Source organism: Reyranella sp. (genome assembly GCF_017305915.1).
Taxonomy (GTDB): Bacteria; Pseudomonadota; Alphaproteobacteria; order Reyranellales; family Reyranellaceae; genus Reyranella.
The window spans coordinates 21861-37725 of record NZ_JAFKJN010000034.1; the positions used below are offsets into that span (position 1 = coordinate 21861).

A 15865-nucleotide genomic window follows, 5' to 3' on the forward strand; every position below is an offset into this window, starting at 1 on the left:
CTCCCCCGTTACCGCAAGGCGGCGGCGATATTGCCTCCGTCGACCGTCAGCACGGCGCCGGTCGTCTTGGGCGCCTTGGCCAGCGAGACGAAGCATTGTGCCACGTCGTCGGCGGTCACTTCGAGGCCGAGCAGGTTGCCGCCCATGTAGTCGGCCTCGCTCAGCCCGCGCGCCTTCGACCGCTGGGCGATCATCTGATCGGTCAGCAGGTTCGACCGGATGCGGTCGGCGTTGACCGCGTTCGAACGGATGCCGTCGGCGCCGTGGTCGAGCGCGTACTGGCGCATCAGGAACAGGGTCGCCGCCTTCGGCAGGCCGTAGGGGCCGAAATCGGGCCCCGGGTTCACCGCCTGCTTCGACGTGTTGAACAGCAGGCAGCCGCCCAAGCCCTGGGCGCGCAGGATACGCACGGCGTTCTGGGCCACGCTCTGATGCGCCCAGAAATTGAGCTCGAAGCTCTGGCGCAGGGTGGCGTCCTCGACGTCGCCGATCTTGCCCTGCCAGGCCGCGCCCGCGTTGGAGACGACGATGTCGACGCCGCCGTAGGTCGCCGCGATCTTGTCGAAGGCGGCGCGCACCTGCGCGGCATCGGTGACGTCGCAGGCGACGGCGAAGCCCTTCACCGTGGAGACGTCGCGATCGATCACCACGACCTCGGCGCCTTCCTTGGCGAAGGCGGCAGCCGTCGCCGCGCCGATGCCGGAGGCGCCGCCGGTGACGACGGCGATGCGCCGCGCCAGAGGCTTCTCCGCGGCGCCGCTGAGCTTGGCCTGCTCGAGCGACCAGTACTCGATGTCGAAGATGTCCGGCTCGGGGATGCACTCGTAGGTGCCGAGCCGCTCGGCATCGGCGATCACCGCAACTGTTGTTTCGGCGAGATCGGCGGCGATCTTGGCGTCCTTGGAGGTGTTGCCGACGCCGAACAGGCCGACGCCCGGCACCAGCACGACGCGCGGCACCGGATCGAGCTCCTTCTTCGCCACGATCTGCTGGCCGTTGTAGCGCGAGAAGTAGGCGTGATAGTCGGCGGCGAACTTCTCGAGCGCGGCCTTGGTGGCCTTCTCGAAGGCATCGAGCTTGCCTGCTTCCGGCGCGGGCGCGACGAACGGCAGGTTCTTGGTGCGGATCGCGTGGTCGGGCGTCACCGGGCCCTGCTGGCTGTAGCGCGCGATCTCCTTGCCGTTCACGAAGGCCATGATCTCGGGGCCGGTGCAGAACTCGAACACGAAGCGCTGCGCCGCCTCGCGGCCGCCGCTCTTGGCAGGAATCGACATCAGGCCGCGCAGGATCGGCGCGATCTCCGCGACGCTCGCAGGCGTCGCCGGCAGATCGGCGCCCGGGAAGATCTTGCGCGTCGCCCTGGCCAGCCGCTGCTCGGCCAGGGTCACGAGATCGATCATGCGGACGTACGCCTCTTCCGCCGTCTCGCCCATGGTGAAGATGCCATGCTTCAGCAGGATCAGCCCTTCGACGTCAGGATTGGCCTGGCCGACCTCGCTGCACTTCCTGGCGAGCGCAAAGCCCGGCATGACGTACGGCACGAGCGCTGCACGCTTGCCATAGAGGTCGGCCGCGAGCGCCGCCCCATCGGGCTGGTCGGTCAGCGCCAGCACGGCGTTGGAATGGGTGTGGTCGATGAACTTGTGCGGCAGGAAGGCGTGCAGCAGCGTCTCGACCGACGGGTTCGGCGACTTGCTGTCGAGCAGGTTGCTGCGCTGGACGTTGACCATGTCCTCGTCGCTGAGCGCCTGCAGGCCGTGCAGCTCCTTGAGCGGCGCCAGCCGCACGGCGGGCAGGCCGGGTGCCTCGATGGTGCCCATGTCCCAGCCGCTGCCCTTGACGCACAGCACGTCGATCGTCTGGCCGGTGATGTCCACCATGCGCGTCTTCACCGAGGTGTTGCCGCCGCCATGCAGCACCAGCTTGGGCTCGCCGCCGAGCAGCCGCGTCGTGTAGACCCGCAGCGCGAGATCCTCGCCGATGCCCTTCTTGGCGTGCGCCGCGATCGCGGCCTTGGCGTCTTGGTCGGACCAGAGGTTTTGCATCGCTGTCCCTTACGAATGCGCAATGACGATCTTGCCGAAATGGTTCTGGCTCTTGAGGTGACGGTACGCTTCTTTCGCCTCGGCGAAAGGCAACACCTTGTCGATGACGGGTTTGAGGCCGTTGGCCTCGATCGCCCGGTTCATCGCCTCGAACATCTGCTTGTGGCCGACATAGAGGCCCTGCACGCGCAGGTTCCGGCGCAGGATCGGCATCGGGTCGACCTGCGACGGGCCGGTCAGCAGGCCGATCACCGCGATCCGGCCGCCCAGCCGCGCCGCCAGGAACGAGCGGGGCAGGGTGCCGGCGCCGCCGACCTCGACCACGAGGTCGGCGCCGCGCCCGTTGGTGAGCCTGAGCGCCTCCTGGTCCCAGTCGGGCGTCGCCTTGTAGTCGATCACCGCCTCGGCGCCCATTTTCCTGAGGCGCTCGGCCTTGGCCGCCGAGCTCGAGGTCGCGATCACCCGCGCGCCGATCGTCTTCGCGAATTGCAGCGCGAAGATCGAGACGCCGCCCGAACCCTGGACCAGCACCGTGTCGCCGGCCTTGAGCTGGCCGATCTCGACCAGCGCATGCCACGCCGTCACTGCCGCGCAGGGCAGCGTGGCGCCCTCTTCGAAGCTGAGCCCCGACGGCAGGATCACCGCGCCGTCCTCCTCGAGCACGGCGAGCTCGGTCAGCATGCCGTCGATCGCGCCGCCCATCGCCGAGGCCTGCGCCGCCGCATCGATCTCGCCGCCGGTCCATTTCTGCATGAAGCAGCCGGCGACCCGGTCGCCGACCTCGAGCCGCGACACGCCGGGCCCGACCGCGACGATCTCGCCGGCGCCGTCGGACAGCGGGATCAGGTCGGGCTTGGGCGCCGAGCGCGCGTACTTGCCCTCGACCGTGATCAGGTCGCGATAGTTGAGCGCGGTCGCGCGCACGCGCACCAGCACCTGGCGCGGACCGGGCGTCGGATCCGGCCGCTCGACCAGCGTCAGCGCATCGATGCTGCCGGGCACCGGGAGGATGTAGCAGCGCATCACTGACCCGCCGTCTTCATCTCCAGGATGGTCTTGGCCATCACTGCCTCCTGGTCCCAGGGGAACAGGATCCAGGTGTCCTGGCTGACCTCGGTGATGTAGCTGTCGACGGTCGGGCGGCCGGCGGGTTTCGCATAGACCGTGGCGAAATGCGCCTCGGGCAGCAGGGCGCGGACCGCCCGGGCGGTGACGCCGGTGTCGACCAGGTCGTCGACGATCAGCCAGCCCTTGCCCTTCTCGTGCTCGGCCGTGGTGCCCTTCAGCATCTCGACTTTGGCGCCGCGCTCCATGCGGTCGTAGGTCGAGGCGCAGATCGTGTCGATCAGGCGCAGGTTGAGCTCGCGGGCGACGATGGCCGCCGGCACCAGCCCGCCGCGGGTGATCGCCACCAGCCCCTTGAACGGTCCGAGATCGGCCAGCCGCCACGCGAGGGCGCGCGCGTCCCGGTGCAATTCGGTCCATGAGACCGGGAACATCTTGTTGTAGCCCGTGCTGACCGCCATGCGATTTCGCCTCCCGTTTGTCCGGTTTGGCTTGCCCCTTTCCAAGGCCTGCACTAACACCTTCGGCCGGCACAATGAAGATGACGCACGAATAGCAGGGTAGGGACCGCGGCGCATGGGATTCGAGCTGACACCGGCCTTTTGGAGCGGCCTTCTCCAGATCATCATCGTCAATGTCGTGCTGTCGGGCGACAACGCCCTGGTCATCGCGCTGGCCTGCCGCAACCTGCCGAAGAAGCACCAGAAGCCCGCCATCCTGATCGGCAGCGCGGGCGCCATCATCCTCCGTATCATCTTCGTGCTGATCGTCGATCAGCTGCTGAAGATCGGCTACCTGAAGCTGATCGGCGGCCTGCTGCTGGTGTGGATCGGCGTCAAGCTGGTGCAGGGCGAGGAAGAGGGCGGCGACGGCGTCAAGGGCGAGGGCTCGATGTGGGCCGCGGTGCGCACCATCATCATCGCCGACGCGGTGATGAGCCTCGACAATGCCATCGCCATCGCCGCGGCGGCCCATGGCGACACCACGCTGATCGTCCTCGGCTTGATCATCAGCATCCCGCTGATCATCTTCGGCGCCACGCTGATCATGCTGCTGCTCAACCGCTTCCCGATCATCGTCGTCGCCGGCGGCGGCCTCTTGGGTTGGATCGCAGGCGAGGTGCTGGCGACCGACCCGGCCTATGCCGAGTGGCTCGCGGCGCGGCTGCCCAACGCCAAGACGATCTTCGAGATCGGCGGCGCGGTGCTGGTCGTGGCGGTCGGCTACGCGCTGCAGTGGCGCGCCAAGCGGCGCGAGCACGCCGAGCCGGTCGACCTCGCCGAAGAAAAAGCCTCGCAGGGCAAGGAGTAGCGAGATGGCCCAGATGAAGGCGATCCTGGTGCCGGTCGACGGCTCCGAGAACTCCGACCGCGCGGTGCAGCACGCGCTCGACCTGGTCGGGACCGGCCTGTCGGTCGAATTGCACCTCCTGAACGTGCAGCCCAACTTCGGCGGCGCGATCTCCTCCTTCGTCAGCCGCGATCAGATCGATTCCTACCGCCGTGAGGAGGGCAACAAGAACCTCGCCTCGGCCGTCGAGCTCGCCAAGAAGGCGTCGGTCGCGGCCAAGATCCATATCGGCGTCGGCCGCACCGGCGAGGTCGTGCGCGACTTCGCCAAGAGGCTCGGCGCCGGCCAGGTGGTGATGGGTACCCGCGGCCACACCGGACTCGCGGGCGTGCTGCTGGGTTCGGTGGCGCAGGACGTCATCGCCCACGTCGACGTGCCGGTCACGCTCGTGAAATAGACGCCTGGCGCGTCGGCAGGAGCCTCGATGGACGCGCTGGGTCTGGACCAAGGTGTCGTGTCGGCCTTCATCCAGGTCGTGCTGATCGACCTGGTGATGTCGGGCGACAACGCCATCATCATCGGCATGGCGGTGGCCGGCCTGCCGGCCGAGAACCGCACCCGCATCATCTTCTGGGGCGTTGCCGGCGCGACCGTGATGCGGCTGGCCTTCGCCGCGGTCACCACCGAGCTGCTGCAGATCATCGGCCTGACCCTGGCCGGCGGCCTGCTGTTGCTGTGGGTCGCCTGGCGCATGTATCGCGAGCTGCGCGCCAAGGGGCATTCGGAGACCGCGCAGGCGGAAAGCCAGGCCGCGTCCAAGACGCCGCGCCAGGCGATGATCCAGATCGTCGTCGCCGACATCTCGATGTCGCTCGACAACGTGCTGGCGGTCGCCGGCGCCGCGCGCGACCACAAGGTCGTGCTGTGGATCGGCCTCGGCCTCTCGGTGGTGCTGATGGCGGTGGCGTCGAACTTCATCGCCCGCATCCTCGACCGCCATCGCTGGGTGGCGTGGATCGGCTTCCTGATCGTCCTCTATGTCGCCGGCGACATGATCTGGGACGGCACGCACGAGGTTGTTGCCGCCACGGGGAAATCGTAGACAGTCGGCTGATGGCCGACGAGTCCTGGCATCCGCACCCGCTTGCGCCCTATGCCACCCTGCCGTGGGAATCGCGCGGCCGGCTGCATGCCGAGCCCGAGGCGCCGACCCGCAGCCCCTTCCAGCGCGACCGCGACCGCATCATCCATTCGACGGCGTTCCGGCGGCTGAAGCACAAGACGCAGGTCTTCGTCTATCACGAGGGCGATCACTACCGGACGCGGCTCACCCATTCGCTCGAGGTGGCGCAGATCGCCCGCACCATCTGCCGGACCTTGCGGCTCGACGAGGACCTCGGCGAGGCGGTGGCGCTCGCCCACGATCTCGGCCACACGCCGTTCGGCCATGCCGGCGAGGAGGCGCTGCACGCGGCGATGAAACCGTTCGGCGGCTTCGACCACAATGCCCAGACCTTGCGCATCCTGACCAAGCTCGAGGAGCGCTACGCCGAGTTCAACGGCCTCAACCTGACCTGGGAGACGCTGGAGGGCGCGGTCAAGCACAACGGCCCGCTGCTCAAGGACGGCCGCGTGCTCGCCGACCTGCCGGCGGCGATCGTCGAATACTGCCGCGACCACGATCTCGAGCTCGAGGGCCATGCCGGGCCGGAGGCGCAGGTCGCGGCGCTGAGCGACGACATCGCCTACAACAATCACGACATCGACGACGGGCTGCGCGCCGGGCTGTTCGAAATAGCCGATCTGCGCGGCCTGCCGCTGGTCGGCGAGATGTTCGTCAAGGTCGAGCGGCAGTATCCCGGCATCGCCCAGCCGCGCCTGATCCACGAGGCGATCCGGCGCATGATCAACGCCATGGTCGAGGACGTGCTGGCCGAGACGCGCCGGCGACTTGTCGAGGCGAGCCCCAAGTCCGTCGCCGAGATCCGCGCGCTCGGCCGGCCGGTGGTCGCTTTCTCCGAGGCGATGGCGGCGACCGACCGGACGGTGAAGAAGTTCCTCTACGCGCGCATGTACGAGCACTGGCTGCTCAACCGCTCGCACTCCAAGGCGCGGCGCGTGGTGATGGACCTGTTCGGCCTGCTGTTCGCCGAGCCCAACTGCCTGCCGCCGCCGTGGCGCGAACGCGCCGAGGCGGCCGAGCGCGCCGCCCGCGCCCGCATCGTCGCCGACTACATCGCCGGCATGACCGATCGGTACGCGCTCGACGAGCACCGCCGCCTGTTCGACCTGTGGGCATGAGCTTGCCGCCGTCGGCGGCAAGCTCTTGAGGCTGCCTTAGACCTTCAGGTTTACGGCAGCGTCCTTGCCGCGATCCTGCTGGACCTCGTAGGTGACCTTTTGACCCTCGTTCAGACCGTTCAGTCCGGCGCGTTCTACGGCGCTGATATGGACGAACACGTCCTTGCCGCCGGAATCGGGTTGAATGAAGCCGAATCCCTTGGTGGCGTTGAACCACTTCACTGTGCCTGTAGCCATGTTTTTGTATCCTAGTAAGTAAGCCCGCGAAGCGCGCGGAAACGCCGCCAGTAGGTGTGCGCGCCCAGCCGCCGGAAGTCTACGCCTGCGGCCGGCATTTGTTGCGGGACGGGTCATTCCCGCCGGACGCCTCTGGCAGCGGTCACTTCCCCTTTCCGGGCTCGGCAAGGGGAAGACTCCGGCTCTTGTCCTAGCTGCGGGCCGCGCGGCGAGGGCGCTGCTGTTCGCGCAGCCAGATGAAGCCTGCGGCCAGTGGCAGCCAGCCCAGCCAGCGCACCGCCTCGCCCAGATAGTCGCCGATCTCGGTCGTGAACAGGCCGCCGAGCTTCTCGATGTGCGGGTCGGCGATCTCGAAGGCGAGCAGCCAGACCAGCAGCGACGGCAGCAGCACGACCAGCGGCTGCGTGCGTTCGGAGAGGCGCGCGGTCCACCATGGTGAGAGCGAGATCGAGAACACCAGCACGGCGATCACGAAGCGGGCCGGCGGGTGCGCCACCAGCCACGGCTGCAGCAGCGGCTCGCGCACGATCATCGAGTAGCCGGTCCAGGCCAGCACCGCGCCGCCCAGCAGGATGACCGACGGGTAGCGGTCGACCAGGCGGATCACGAGGTGGCTGCCCCAGACGATGATCGGCACGCTGATGGCGAGACCCATGACGATCAGCACGATGCTGCCGGAGGCGGCGCCGCCGATCGCCAGCACGTTGTCGACGCCCATGACGGCATCGGCGACGACGATGGTACGCAGCGCGCCGGCGAACGAGCTCGCCGCCGCCGGGCCGGCGTGGCGGTTTGCAGCATTGTCGTCCGGCTGCAGAAGCTTGCGCGAGATCCAGATCAGGGCGAGGCCGCCGGCCAGCAGGAAGCCCGGCACGTCGAGGATGTAGACGACCAGCACGGCCATCAGGGCGCGCACCGCGATGGCGCCGAAGGTGCCCCAGAAGATCACGCTGCGTTGCTTGTTCTTGGGCAGGTTGCGGGCGACCAGGCCGATGATCAGGGCGTTGTCGCCCGCCAGCACGAGGTCGATCAGGACAATGGTGAGCAAAGCCGACAGGAAGCCGGCCGACAGGAATTCGGGCATGACAGGACTCCGACGAGAAAGACGATAGAAGGGCTAGAAAGTCTTCGGTCGGAGTTCGATCGGCACCTTGTCGATGACGCGCGCGGGCGCCGGGTGCAGCGGACGGAAAAGACGGCCGACAGCCGCCTTGAACATCGCGATGCCAGCCGCGATCAGGCCGCCTGCCGCCAGGAGTTGCAGCAGATGCCAGTTGTGCAAGCCGAACAGGGAGAGTTCGCCGCCGAAATCGAACAGGGCGAATTCGAGCCCCGCCTCGCCCGTCCAGGCCGGATCGACGGCATCGCCGAAGGCGGCGAGCAGCATGGCGAGGACCACCGAGGCGACGACCAGCTCGCCGCCCAGAGACGCGGTCCGGACAGCGTCGGCAGCGCGACGCGAGCGATGGACGAGCAGCATGTTGCACACTCTATGTCGCCCCTTGTCTTCGGGATTTCAAGGGCGGGGGGGTATCCTTGCGCGTCGGTGGCGGGGAGCGGCATGCGATATATCGGCGTCCTGATCCTGGCGCTTGTCCTCGGTGTTGCGTCGCCGGCATCGGCCGGCGAGCCGCTGGCCGCGGACACCGCGCTCGCGACGGCGAGCGGCGCGACCTTCACGGCGCCGACGGGCTGGCAGGTCGCGACCGCCGGCAACAAGAATATCCTCGAACCGCCTGAAGCGGATTCGCGCCTCGCGTTGGTCGACGTCCAGGCCGCGAACGCCGACGCCGCGGTGGCGGCAGGCTGGGCGGCCTACCGTGCCGACGCCAACCGGCCCCTTCGGCTTGCGACGCCCCAGGCGCCGTACAACGGCTGGGAAGAGCGGCGCATCTTCTCCTACGAGACCTCGCCCAATGAGAAGGCCGTGGTCTACGCGATGGCCTGGCGCGCGGGCCAGGACTGGACGGTCGTCATCGTCGACGCCAGCCGCGCGACTTTCGAGAAGCGCTACGCCGCCTTCTCGCTGGTCACCGCGAGCCTGCGGCCCAAGGGCTACCGGCGCGAGCAGTTCGCCGACCGCAAAGCCCACCCGCTGGATGCCGAGCGCATCGCCGTGCTCAAGGACTTCGTCCGGAACGTCATGGAGAAGTTCGACATTCCGGGCGTCGGTCTCAGCCTGATCGACAACGGCAAGGTCGTCTTCGAGGGCGGCTTCGGGGTGAAGACGCTCGGCAAGCCGGACCCGGTCGATGCCGACACGCTCTTTCTCGCGGCCTCCAACACCAAGGCGATGACGACGCTGCTGCTCGCCGAGCTGGTCGACGAGCGCAAGATGCGCTGGGATCAACCGGTCACCGAGCTCTATCCGCCGTTCCGGCTGGGCGATGCCGAGACCACGCGGCAAGTGCTGGTGAAGCATCTGGTTTGCGCCTGCACCGGCCTGCCACGCCAGGACTTCGAATGGCTGTTCAATTTCGGATTGGCCACGCCGCTGTCGTCGCTGGCCTCGCTCGCCACCATGCAGCCGACCAGCCGCTTCGGCGAGGCCTACCAGTACAGCAACCCGATGGCCGCCGCCGCGGGTTACGTCGGCGCTCACGTCGTCGATCCGCAGCAGGAGCTGGGGGCCGCCTATGACGCGGCGATGCGATCCAAGGTATTCGGGCCGCTCGGCATGACCAACACCACCTTCGACTTCGTGAAGGTGCTCGTGGGCAACGCCGCCAGCCCCCACGACCTCGACATCGACGGCAAGACCGTGCCGGCGCGCATGGACATCAACTACTCGGTCGTGCCGATACGGCCGGCCGGCGGCATGTGGACCAGCCCCCGCGAGCTCGCGAAGTACCTGCAGATGGAGTTGGCGCTCGGGCGCCTGCCCGACGGCACGCAGCTCGTCTCCAAGGAGAGCCTGCTCGAGCGGCGCAAGAGCCAGATCCGGACCGGCGAGGACCAGGCCTACGGCATGGGACTCTGGATCAACACGCAATACGGCATCCCGATCGTCAGCCACGGCGGCAGCCTGTTTGGCTACAAGAGCGACATGATCTTCCTGCCCGACCACGGCGTCGGTGCGGTGATCCTGACGAATTCCGACAGCGGCGGAAACCTGACCTGGCTGCTGCGCCGCCGCCTGCTCGAGGTGCTGTTCGACGGCAAGCCCGAGGCGGTCGAGCAGGCGAGGGTGGCCGCCGAGCAGAGGCTCGCCAACCGCGCCAAATGGCGCGAGCGGCTGGTGGTGCCGCCGGCGGCGGCCGAGGTCGAGAAGCTGGCCGCCCGTTATTCGTCGCCGGCGCTCGGCACGCTCAGCGTCCGCCGGCAGGGCGACGCGACGATCTTCGACTTCGGGACCTGGCGCAGCGCGGTCGCCTCGCGCCGCAACGACGACGGGACGACGTCCTTCATCACCATCGATCCGACGGTCGACGGCTTCACCTTCGTGGTCGGCGAGCACGACGGCAAGCGGGCGCTGGTCATCCGCGATAGCCAGCACGAGTACCCGCTGATCGAGTCGTCGGCGCCGTAGGCTCCTTTGGACCGCGGGCCTCCAGGCCCGCTCATGAATCATGATGCGGGCCTGGAGGCCCGCGGTCCGGAAGAGTATGACGCAGCGCTTAAGCCTTGCCGTAGACCGGGATCAGCGCGCCGGAGTTGATCGTCTCGCTGAGGCCGAGATGCGCCACGATCAGCTCGGCGATCGATGTGGGCGTCACCCAGCTCGCATGGTCGGCCTTGGGCATGTCCTTGCGGTTGGTCGGCGTGTCGATGGTCGAGGGCGCGAGCGCGATCACCGAGATGTTGTCGCCCTTGAGCTCCTCGGCGAGCGCCACGGTGAAGGCGGCGACCGCGGCCTTCGAGGCGGTGTAGGCGGTCATGTTGGCGCCCTGGCGCGGATTGAGCGCCGGCCGCGCCGTGATATTGACGATGTGCCCGCCCTTGCCGCCCTTGCGGAAGTTGGCCACCGCGGCGCGGCAGCTCAGCGCGCAGGACACGAAATTCATCGACATCTGCTGTTGCATCACCTTGAACGGGCTGTCGGCGATCGGCGCCCAGGCGAAGCCGCCGGCGATGTTCACCACGCCGTGCAGCGCCGGCAGCTTGGCATAGAAAGCCTCGACCGCGGCTTCGTCCGACAGGTCGACGTTGGTGGTGACCGATACGCCGTTCTTCGGGAAGCGGTCCGCCGGCACCGACGTCTCGATCGCCGGCACATGACAATGCGCCCCGGCCTCGACCAGGGCCTTCGCCACCGCCGAGCCGAGCGCTCCGGTCCCGCCGGTGATGACAACGTGGCTGTCCTTCAACGTCCGCATGCAAGCCCTCACTCGAATGCCCGATGCTACAAGACATTCCGATGACGAGCCATCGTCGCTGTTGCGGCCGGCGGCCGGAGGGAACAGCATTTCGCGACGAGACAGGGGGTGATCATGTCGTCCATCGAGACCACGGCGCTGCAGTTCTTCGAAGCCTGCGAGGCGGGCAAAGGATGGGAGGTCTGCAAGGCCTTCTGCGCCGACGGCGCTACTTTTTCCGCGCAGGCCGAGCCGCTCGCCGAGGTTCGCACGCTCGAGCAGTACGCCGAATGGATGAAGGGCCTGATGCAGATCATGCCGGACGGCCGCTACGAGATCAGGTCCTTCGCGACCGACGTGCAGCGCGGCGTGGTGACGGCCTATGCCATCTTCAGCGGCACGCATACCGGCGCCGGCGGCCCGCCGCCCACCGGCAAGAGCACGCGCTCCGACTATGTGTACGCGATGGCGTTCGAGGGCCCCAGGATCCGGCACATGACCAAGATCTGGAACGCCGGCTGGGCGATGAAGGAGCTCGGCTGGACCTGACTCACAGAAGCGGCGGCCAGGTCTCCCAACGCGACCGGCCCGGCGCACGGGAGCGTCCGAGCGACAGGAGCCGAACGACGGCACCGAGGATGCCACCTGCGGCGCGGACAAGAAAAGAATGAAGGCGGTCCGACATACCGGAACAACGACCCTCTCGCGGCCTCGTTGCGGGTGCGCGCACCTGCCACAGCATGCCCACACCAATCTCAGGGGGAGGGGGCGTCGGCGAGACTTTGAGACCGATGCCCCTGAAATGCTGGCCCTGCTGCAACGAACGATTCTCAAGCGATGAGTCTCGTGAGACCGCGCCAGATGACAAAGCCCTCGGATTAGGCAATACCCGCCCGCCATGAACCCCTATCGCCATTTCATCGGAGTGATCGAGGCCGCTCTCGGCGCCATGCAGGCGGCCGGCGAATTGCCGGCCGGGCTCGATTTCTCCGCGCTGACCGCCGAGCCGCCGCGCGATGCCGCGCATGGCGACATCGCCACCAACGCCGCCATGGTGCTGGCCAAGGCCGCGCAGAAGAAGCCGCGCGACATCGCCGACGCGCTGCTGCCGCGCCTGAAGGCCAATCCCGACGTGGTCGACGGCTCGGTCGCGGGGCCGGGCTTCATCAATCTCAAGCTCAGCGATTCGTTCTGGCGCGAGCGGCTGCGCGAGTGCCTGAAGGAGGGCGTCGCCTACGGCGATTCGACGATGGGGGGCGCCAGGAAGGTGAACGTCGAGTACGTCTCGGCCAACCCGACCGGCCCGCTGCACGTGGCGCACGCGCGCGGCGCGGTGGTGGGCGATGCGCTCGCCAACCTGCTGCTCAAGGCGGGTTATGCCGTCACCAAGGAGTACTACATCAACGACGCGGGCGCGCAGGTCGACATCCTCGGCCGCTCGACGTTCTTGCGCTACAAGGAGGCGCTTGGCGATCACATCGGCACGATCCCCGAAGGCCTCTATCCCGGCGAGTACCTGAAGGAGGTCGGTGCTGCGATCGCCAGGCGCGACGGCGCGCGCTGGATCGACAAGCCCGAGCGCGACTGGCTGCCCGAGATGCGCGCCTTCGCCATCGCCTTCCTGATGGACGAGATCAAGGCCGACCTCGACACGCTCGGCGTCCGCATGGACGTCTATACGTCGGAGCGCGCGCTGGTCGAGGCGGGCGCGGTCGACCGCGCTTTCCAGGAACTGACGCGGCAGGACCTGATCTATAGCGGCCGGCTCGAGCCGCCCAAGGGCAAGAAGCCCGACGACTGGGAGGACCGCGAGCAGACGCTGTTTCGCGCGACGAAGTTCGGCGACGAGGTCGACCGGCCGCTCAAGAAGTCGGACGGCTCGTGGACCTACTTCTCCAACGACATCGCCAACCACTACGACAAGTTCCGGCGCGGCTTCGCCGACCAGATCGACGTCTGGGGCGCCGATCATGGCGGCTACGTCAAGCGCATGAAGGCCGCGGTGAAGGCGATCACCGGCGGCGACGGCGAGCTCGACGTGAAGCTCTGCCAGCTCGTGCGCGTGATGAGGAACGGCGAGCTGGTCCGCATGTCCAAGCGCGCAGGTACATTTGTTACATTGCGCGACCTGCTCGACGAGGTCGGGCCCGACGTGGTGCGGTTCACCATGCTGACCCGCAAGAACGACGCGCCGTTCGACTTCGACCTGGCAAAGGCCACAGAACAGTCACGCGACAACCCGGTATGGTATGTCCAGTATGGGCATGCCCGTATCCGTAGCGTTCTACGGAAGTCGAGTGCCGCCGGCATCGTGGTCGATGGGTTGGACAGCGCCCCTCTCGACCGTCTGGGCGATGCCGGCGAACTCTCCTTGGTGCGCCAGATCGCGCAATGGCCGCGCCAGGTCGAGGCCGCCGCCGCCGCCCACGAGCCTCATCGCATCGCCTTCTATCTCTACGATCTCGCGGCCGCCTTCCATGCCCATTGGAATCGCGGTGGGGACGAGCCGGCACTGCGCTTCATCGTCGAGGAAGACACCGAGCTCACCCGGGCGCGGCTCGCATTGGTACAGGCCATCGGATTTGTGATAGGATCAGGGTTAAAGGTCTTCGGCGTCACGCCCGTCGAAGAGATGCGATAAAAAGGACGCAATGCACATCCGCCGGTCCCCCTCCGGCGACGGTCCAAGGATCTACCGGCCCAACGAGTCGGTAGCGACCATGCGGCTCGAACCGCAGGCGCGGCCCGTCGCGTACGAACCCGATTCGATCCCGCCGCCGCCCAGGGATTCCCTGCTGGCCAAGGTCAACCGCCGCCGCGGCGCCATCCTCACCATGATGGTGTCGATCGCCGCCATCGCGAGCTTCGGCTCGGTGGTCTGGTGGGCGCATAACCAGGATGTCCGCGCCGGCGGCAAGGGGCTGGAGCCCCTGGTCGTCCCGGCGCCGACCACGCCGACCCGGGTGAAGCCCGAGAATGCCGGCGGCCTGGTCCCGCCCGACCAGGACAAGGAAGTCTACAACCGCATCTCCCCCGGTGCCGTGCCGACCCAGCCCGAGAAGCTGCTACCCGGCGCGACCACGCCCAAGCTGCCGCCCGGCGGCATGCCGCTGCCGACCGCGCCCAAAGAGCCGGAGGCCAACAAGACCCCGACGCCGATCCAGAACGCCAACGCGACCGCGCCGGCCGGCACATCGACTCCGGCGACTCAGCCGAGCCCGCCGCCCAATGCGCCGACGGTTACGCAGGCGCCGACCCAGACTTCGCCGGCCACGACCGAGAGCGGGCCTTCGATCGCCAGCCTGATCGAGGGCATGTCGGGCCCGGTCGGCGGCTGGCGCATCCAGCTCGCCTCGGCCAAGAGCGAGGACGTCGCCAAGTCGACCTGGGCCAAGCTGCAGGCCGCGCACGGCGACGTGCTCGCCAACCTGCGCATGCAGCCGACCAAGGTCGATCTCGGCGACAAGGGCACCTGGTACCGCGTGCAGGCGGGGCCCCTCGACGAGAAGCAGGCGCACAGCATTTGCGGCACGCTGAAGAGCCGCAAGGCCGACTGCGTCGTCGTCCCGCCGGCACGGTGAAGGCGGCGATCTTCGGTTGCGCCGGCATGGTGCTGTCGGCGGAGGAGCGCGCGTTCTTCCGCGACGCCGATCCGCTGGGCTTCATCCTGTTCGCCCGCAACGTCGAGACGCCGGAGCAGGCGCGGCGGCTCACCGAAGACCTGCGCTCCTCGGTCGCCCGCGCCGAGGCGCCGGTGCTGATCGACCAGGAAGGCGGCCGGGTCGCGCGGCTGAGGCCGCCGTACTGGCGCAGGGCCCCGCCGGGCCGCGTGCTCGGCGAGCTCTATGCGCGCGATCCCGAGGCGGGCCTCGAGGCGACCCGGCTCAATGCGCGGCTGCTGGCGCTCGATGTCGCGTCGATCGGCTGCGACGTCGATTGCCTGCCGGTGCTCGACATCGCCTTGCCCGACGCCCATTCGGTGATCGGCGACCGCGCCTATGCCGCCCAGCCCGAGGCCGTCGCCGCGATCGGTCGCGCCGCCGCCGAGGGCCTGATGGCCGAGGGCGTGATGCCGGTGATCAAGCATATTCCCGGGCATGGCCGCGCCACCGTCGACTCCCACCACCTGTTGCCCCAGGTGAACGTCTCGCGCGACACCCTGGAGCGCACCGACTTCGTGCCGTTCAGGCTGCTGGCCGACCTGCCGTGGGCGATGACGGCGCACGTGCTCTACGAGGCGATCGACCCGGAGGCGGCGCTGACGGTATCGGCACGCGGCGTGAGGGATGTCGTGCGCGGCCATATCGGTTTCGACGGCCTGCTGTTGTCCGACGACCTCTCCATGCAGGCGCTGGGCGGGAGCCTGGGCGAGCGGGCGACGCGGTCGCTGGCCGCCGGCTGCGACATCGCCCTGCACTGCAATGGGCAGATGGCCGAGATGGTCGAGGTCGCCGCCAACACCGGCGCCATGACCCGGGACGCCGTCCGCCGCTTCGAGGCGGGGCGTGCTCACGTTGCCCGCCATCGCCAGCCGCAGGCGGCGCGCGAAACCCGGAAAAGGCTCACAGAACTGCTGCCCGAATGGGGATAAAGCCCCGGGAATCCAGTGGCGGCCAACGGACCCGCTGGATT

General features: G+C 68.3%; 16 protein-coding genes. 9 read left to right on the forward strand and 7 right to left on the reverse strand.

Annotation, left to right across the window (positions count from 1 at the left end):
- Nucleotides 1–8: 8 nt before the first annotated feature.
- From J0J01_RS28050 to gpt, 3 genes are read right to left on the reverse strand one after another with little or no spacing between them, the layout of a single operon-like run.
- On the reverse strand, nt 9–2045 hold the full coding sequence (locus J0J01_RS28050) for a bifunctional aldolase/short-chain dehydrogenase (protein ID WP_296386874.1): 2037 nt from the start codon (nt 2043–2045) through the stop codon (nt 9–11).
- Between the two features lie 9 nt (nt 2046–2054).
- On the reverse strand, nt 2055–3068 hold the full coding sequence (locus J0J01_RS28055; RefSeq protein WP_296386876.1) for an NAD(P)-dependent alcohol dehydrogenase: 1014 nt from the start codon (nt 3066–3068) through the stop codon (nt 2055–2057).
- A complete protein-coding gene (gene gpt / locus J0J01_RS28060) occupies nt 3068–3571 on the reverse strand; it encodes a xanthine phosphoribosyltransferase (RefSeq protein WP_296386878.1) in 504 nt (167 codons plus the stop codon). The genes J0J01_RS28055 and gpt overlap by 1 nt, the downstream gene beginning before the upstream one ends.
- Before the next feature lie 115 nt (nt 3572–3686).
- On the opposite strand from gpt, the gene J0J01_RS28065 reads away from it, so the two are divergent.
- The 4 genes from J0J01_RS28065 to J0J01_RS28080 are packed head-to-tail and all read left to right on the forward strand — an operon-like array spanning nt 3687 to nt 6701.
- Nucleotides 3687–4421: a TerC family protein gene (locus tag J0J01_RS28065; protein WP_296386880.1), complete on the forward strand. Its 735-nt coding sequence runs from the start codon at nt 3687–3689 to the stop codon at nt 4419–4421.
- Nucleotides 4422–4425: 4 nt separating this feature from the next.
- Nucleotides 4426–4857 carry a universal stress protein gene (locus J0J01_RS28070; protein WP_296386882.1) on the forward strand — a complete coding sequence of 144 codons (432 nt, stop codon included), beginning with the start codon at nt 4426–4428 and terminating at the stop codon, nt 4855–4857.
- 27 nt (nt 4858–4884) lie between these two features.
- On the forward strand, nt 4885–5502 hold the full coding sequence (locus J0J01_RS28075) for a YjbE family putative metal transport protein (RefSeq protein WP_296386883.1): 618 nt from the start codon (nt 4885–4887) through the stop codon (nt 5500–5502).
- Nucleotides 5503–5513: 11 nt separating this feature from the next.
- On the forward strand, nt 5514–6701 hold the full coding sequence (locus J0J01_RS28080; protein WP_296386885.1) for a deoxyguanosinetriphosphate triphosphohydrolase: 1188 nt from the start codon (nt 5514–5516) through the stop codon (nt 6699–6701).
- 36 nt (nt 6702–6737) lie between these two features.
- Here J0J01_RS28080 and J0J01_RS28085 read toward each other — a convergent pair whose 3' ends face one another.
- From J0J01_RS28085 to J0J01_RS28095, 3 genes are all read right to left on the reverse strand, one after another.
- A complete protein-coding gene (locus tag J0J01_RS28085) occupies nt 6738–6938 on the reverse strand; it encodes a cold-shock protein (protein WP_296386887.1) in 201 nt (66 codons plus the stop codon).
- 190 nt (nt 6939–7128) lie between these two features.
- Nucleotides 7129–8022, reverse strand: a complete 894-nt coding sequence (locus tag J0J01_RS28090; RefSeq protein WP_296386889.1) for a TerC family protein — start codon at nt 8020–8022, stop codon at nt 7129–7131.
- Between the two features lie 33 nt (nt 8023–8055).
- The gene (locus J0J01_RS28095) at nt 8056–8418 is read right to left on the reverse strand and encodes a hypothetical protein (protein WP_296386891.1); all 363 of its coding nucleotides are present in this window, start codon (nt 8416–8418) and stop codon (nt 8056–8058) included.
- A gap of 81 nt (nt 8419–8499) precedes the next feature.
- Between J0J01_RS28095 and J0J01_RS28100 the strand changes: the two genes are divergently transcribed.
- Nucleotides 8500–10467 (forward strand): serine hydrolase domain-containing protein, encoded by a 1968-nt coding sequence (locus J0J01_RS28100; protein ID WP_296386892.1) that lies wholly within the window; start codon nt 8500–8502, stop codon nt 10465–10467.
- 88 nt (nt 10468–10555) lie between these two features.
- Here J0J01_RS28100 and J0J01_RS28105 read toward each other — a convergent pair whose 3' ends face one another.
- Nucleotides 10556–11254, reverse strand: a complete 699-nt coding sequence (locus J0J01_RS28105; protein WP_296386894.1) for an SDR family NAD(P)-dependent oxidoreductase — start codon at nt 11252–11254, stop codon at nt 10556–10558.
- 114 nt (nt 11255–11368) lie between these two features.
- Between J0J01_RS28105 and J0J01_RS28110 the strand changes: the two genes are divergently transcribed.
- The 4 genes from J0J01_RS28110 (at nt 11369) to nagZ (ending at nt 15824) form a co-directional block, all read left to right on the forward strand.
- Complete coding sequence (locus tag J0J01_RS28110; RefSeq protein ID WP_296386896.1) at nt 11369–11782, forward strand: nuclear transport factor 2 family protein; 414 nt, start codon at nt 11369–11371, stop codon at nt 11780–11782.
- A gap of 400 nt (nt 11783–12182) precedes the next feature.
- Nucleotides 12183–13874, forward strand: a complete 1692-nt coding sequence (gene argS / locus J0J01_RS28115) for an arginine--tRNA ligase (RefSeq protein ID WP_365738606.1) — start codon at nt 12183–12185, stop codon at nt 13872–13874.
- 79 nt (nt 13875–13953) lie between these two features.
- Nucleotides 13954–14814, forward strand: coding sequence for an SPOR domain-containing protein (locus J0J01_RS28120; RefSeq protein ID WP_296386901.1), 861 nt, complete (start codon nt 13954–13956; stop codon nt 14812–14814).
- Entirely contained in the window at nt 14811–15824 is a 1014-nt protein-coding gene (gene nagZ / locus J0J01_RS28125) for a beta-N-acetylhexosaminidase (protein WP_296386902.1), read from the forward strand. The genes J0J01_RS28120 and nagZ overlap by 4 nt, the downstream gene beginning before the upstream one ends.
- The last annotated feature ends 41 nt before the right edge of the window (nt 15825–15865 follow it).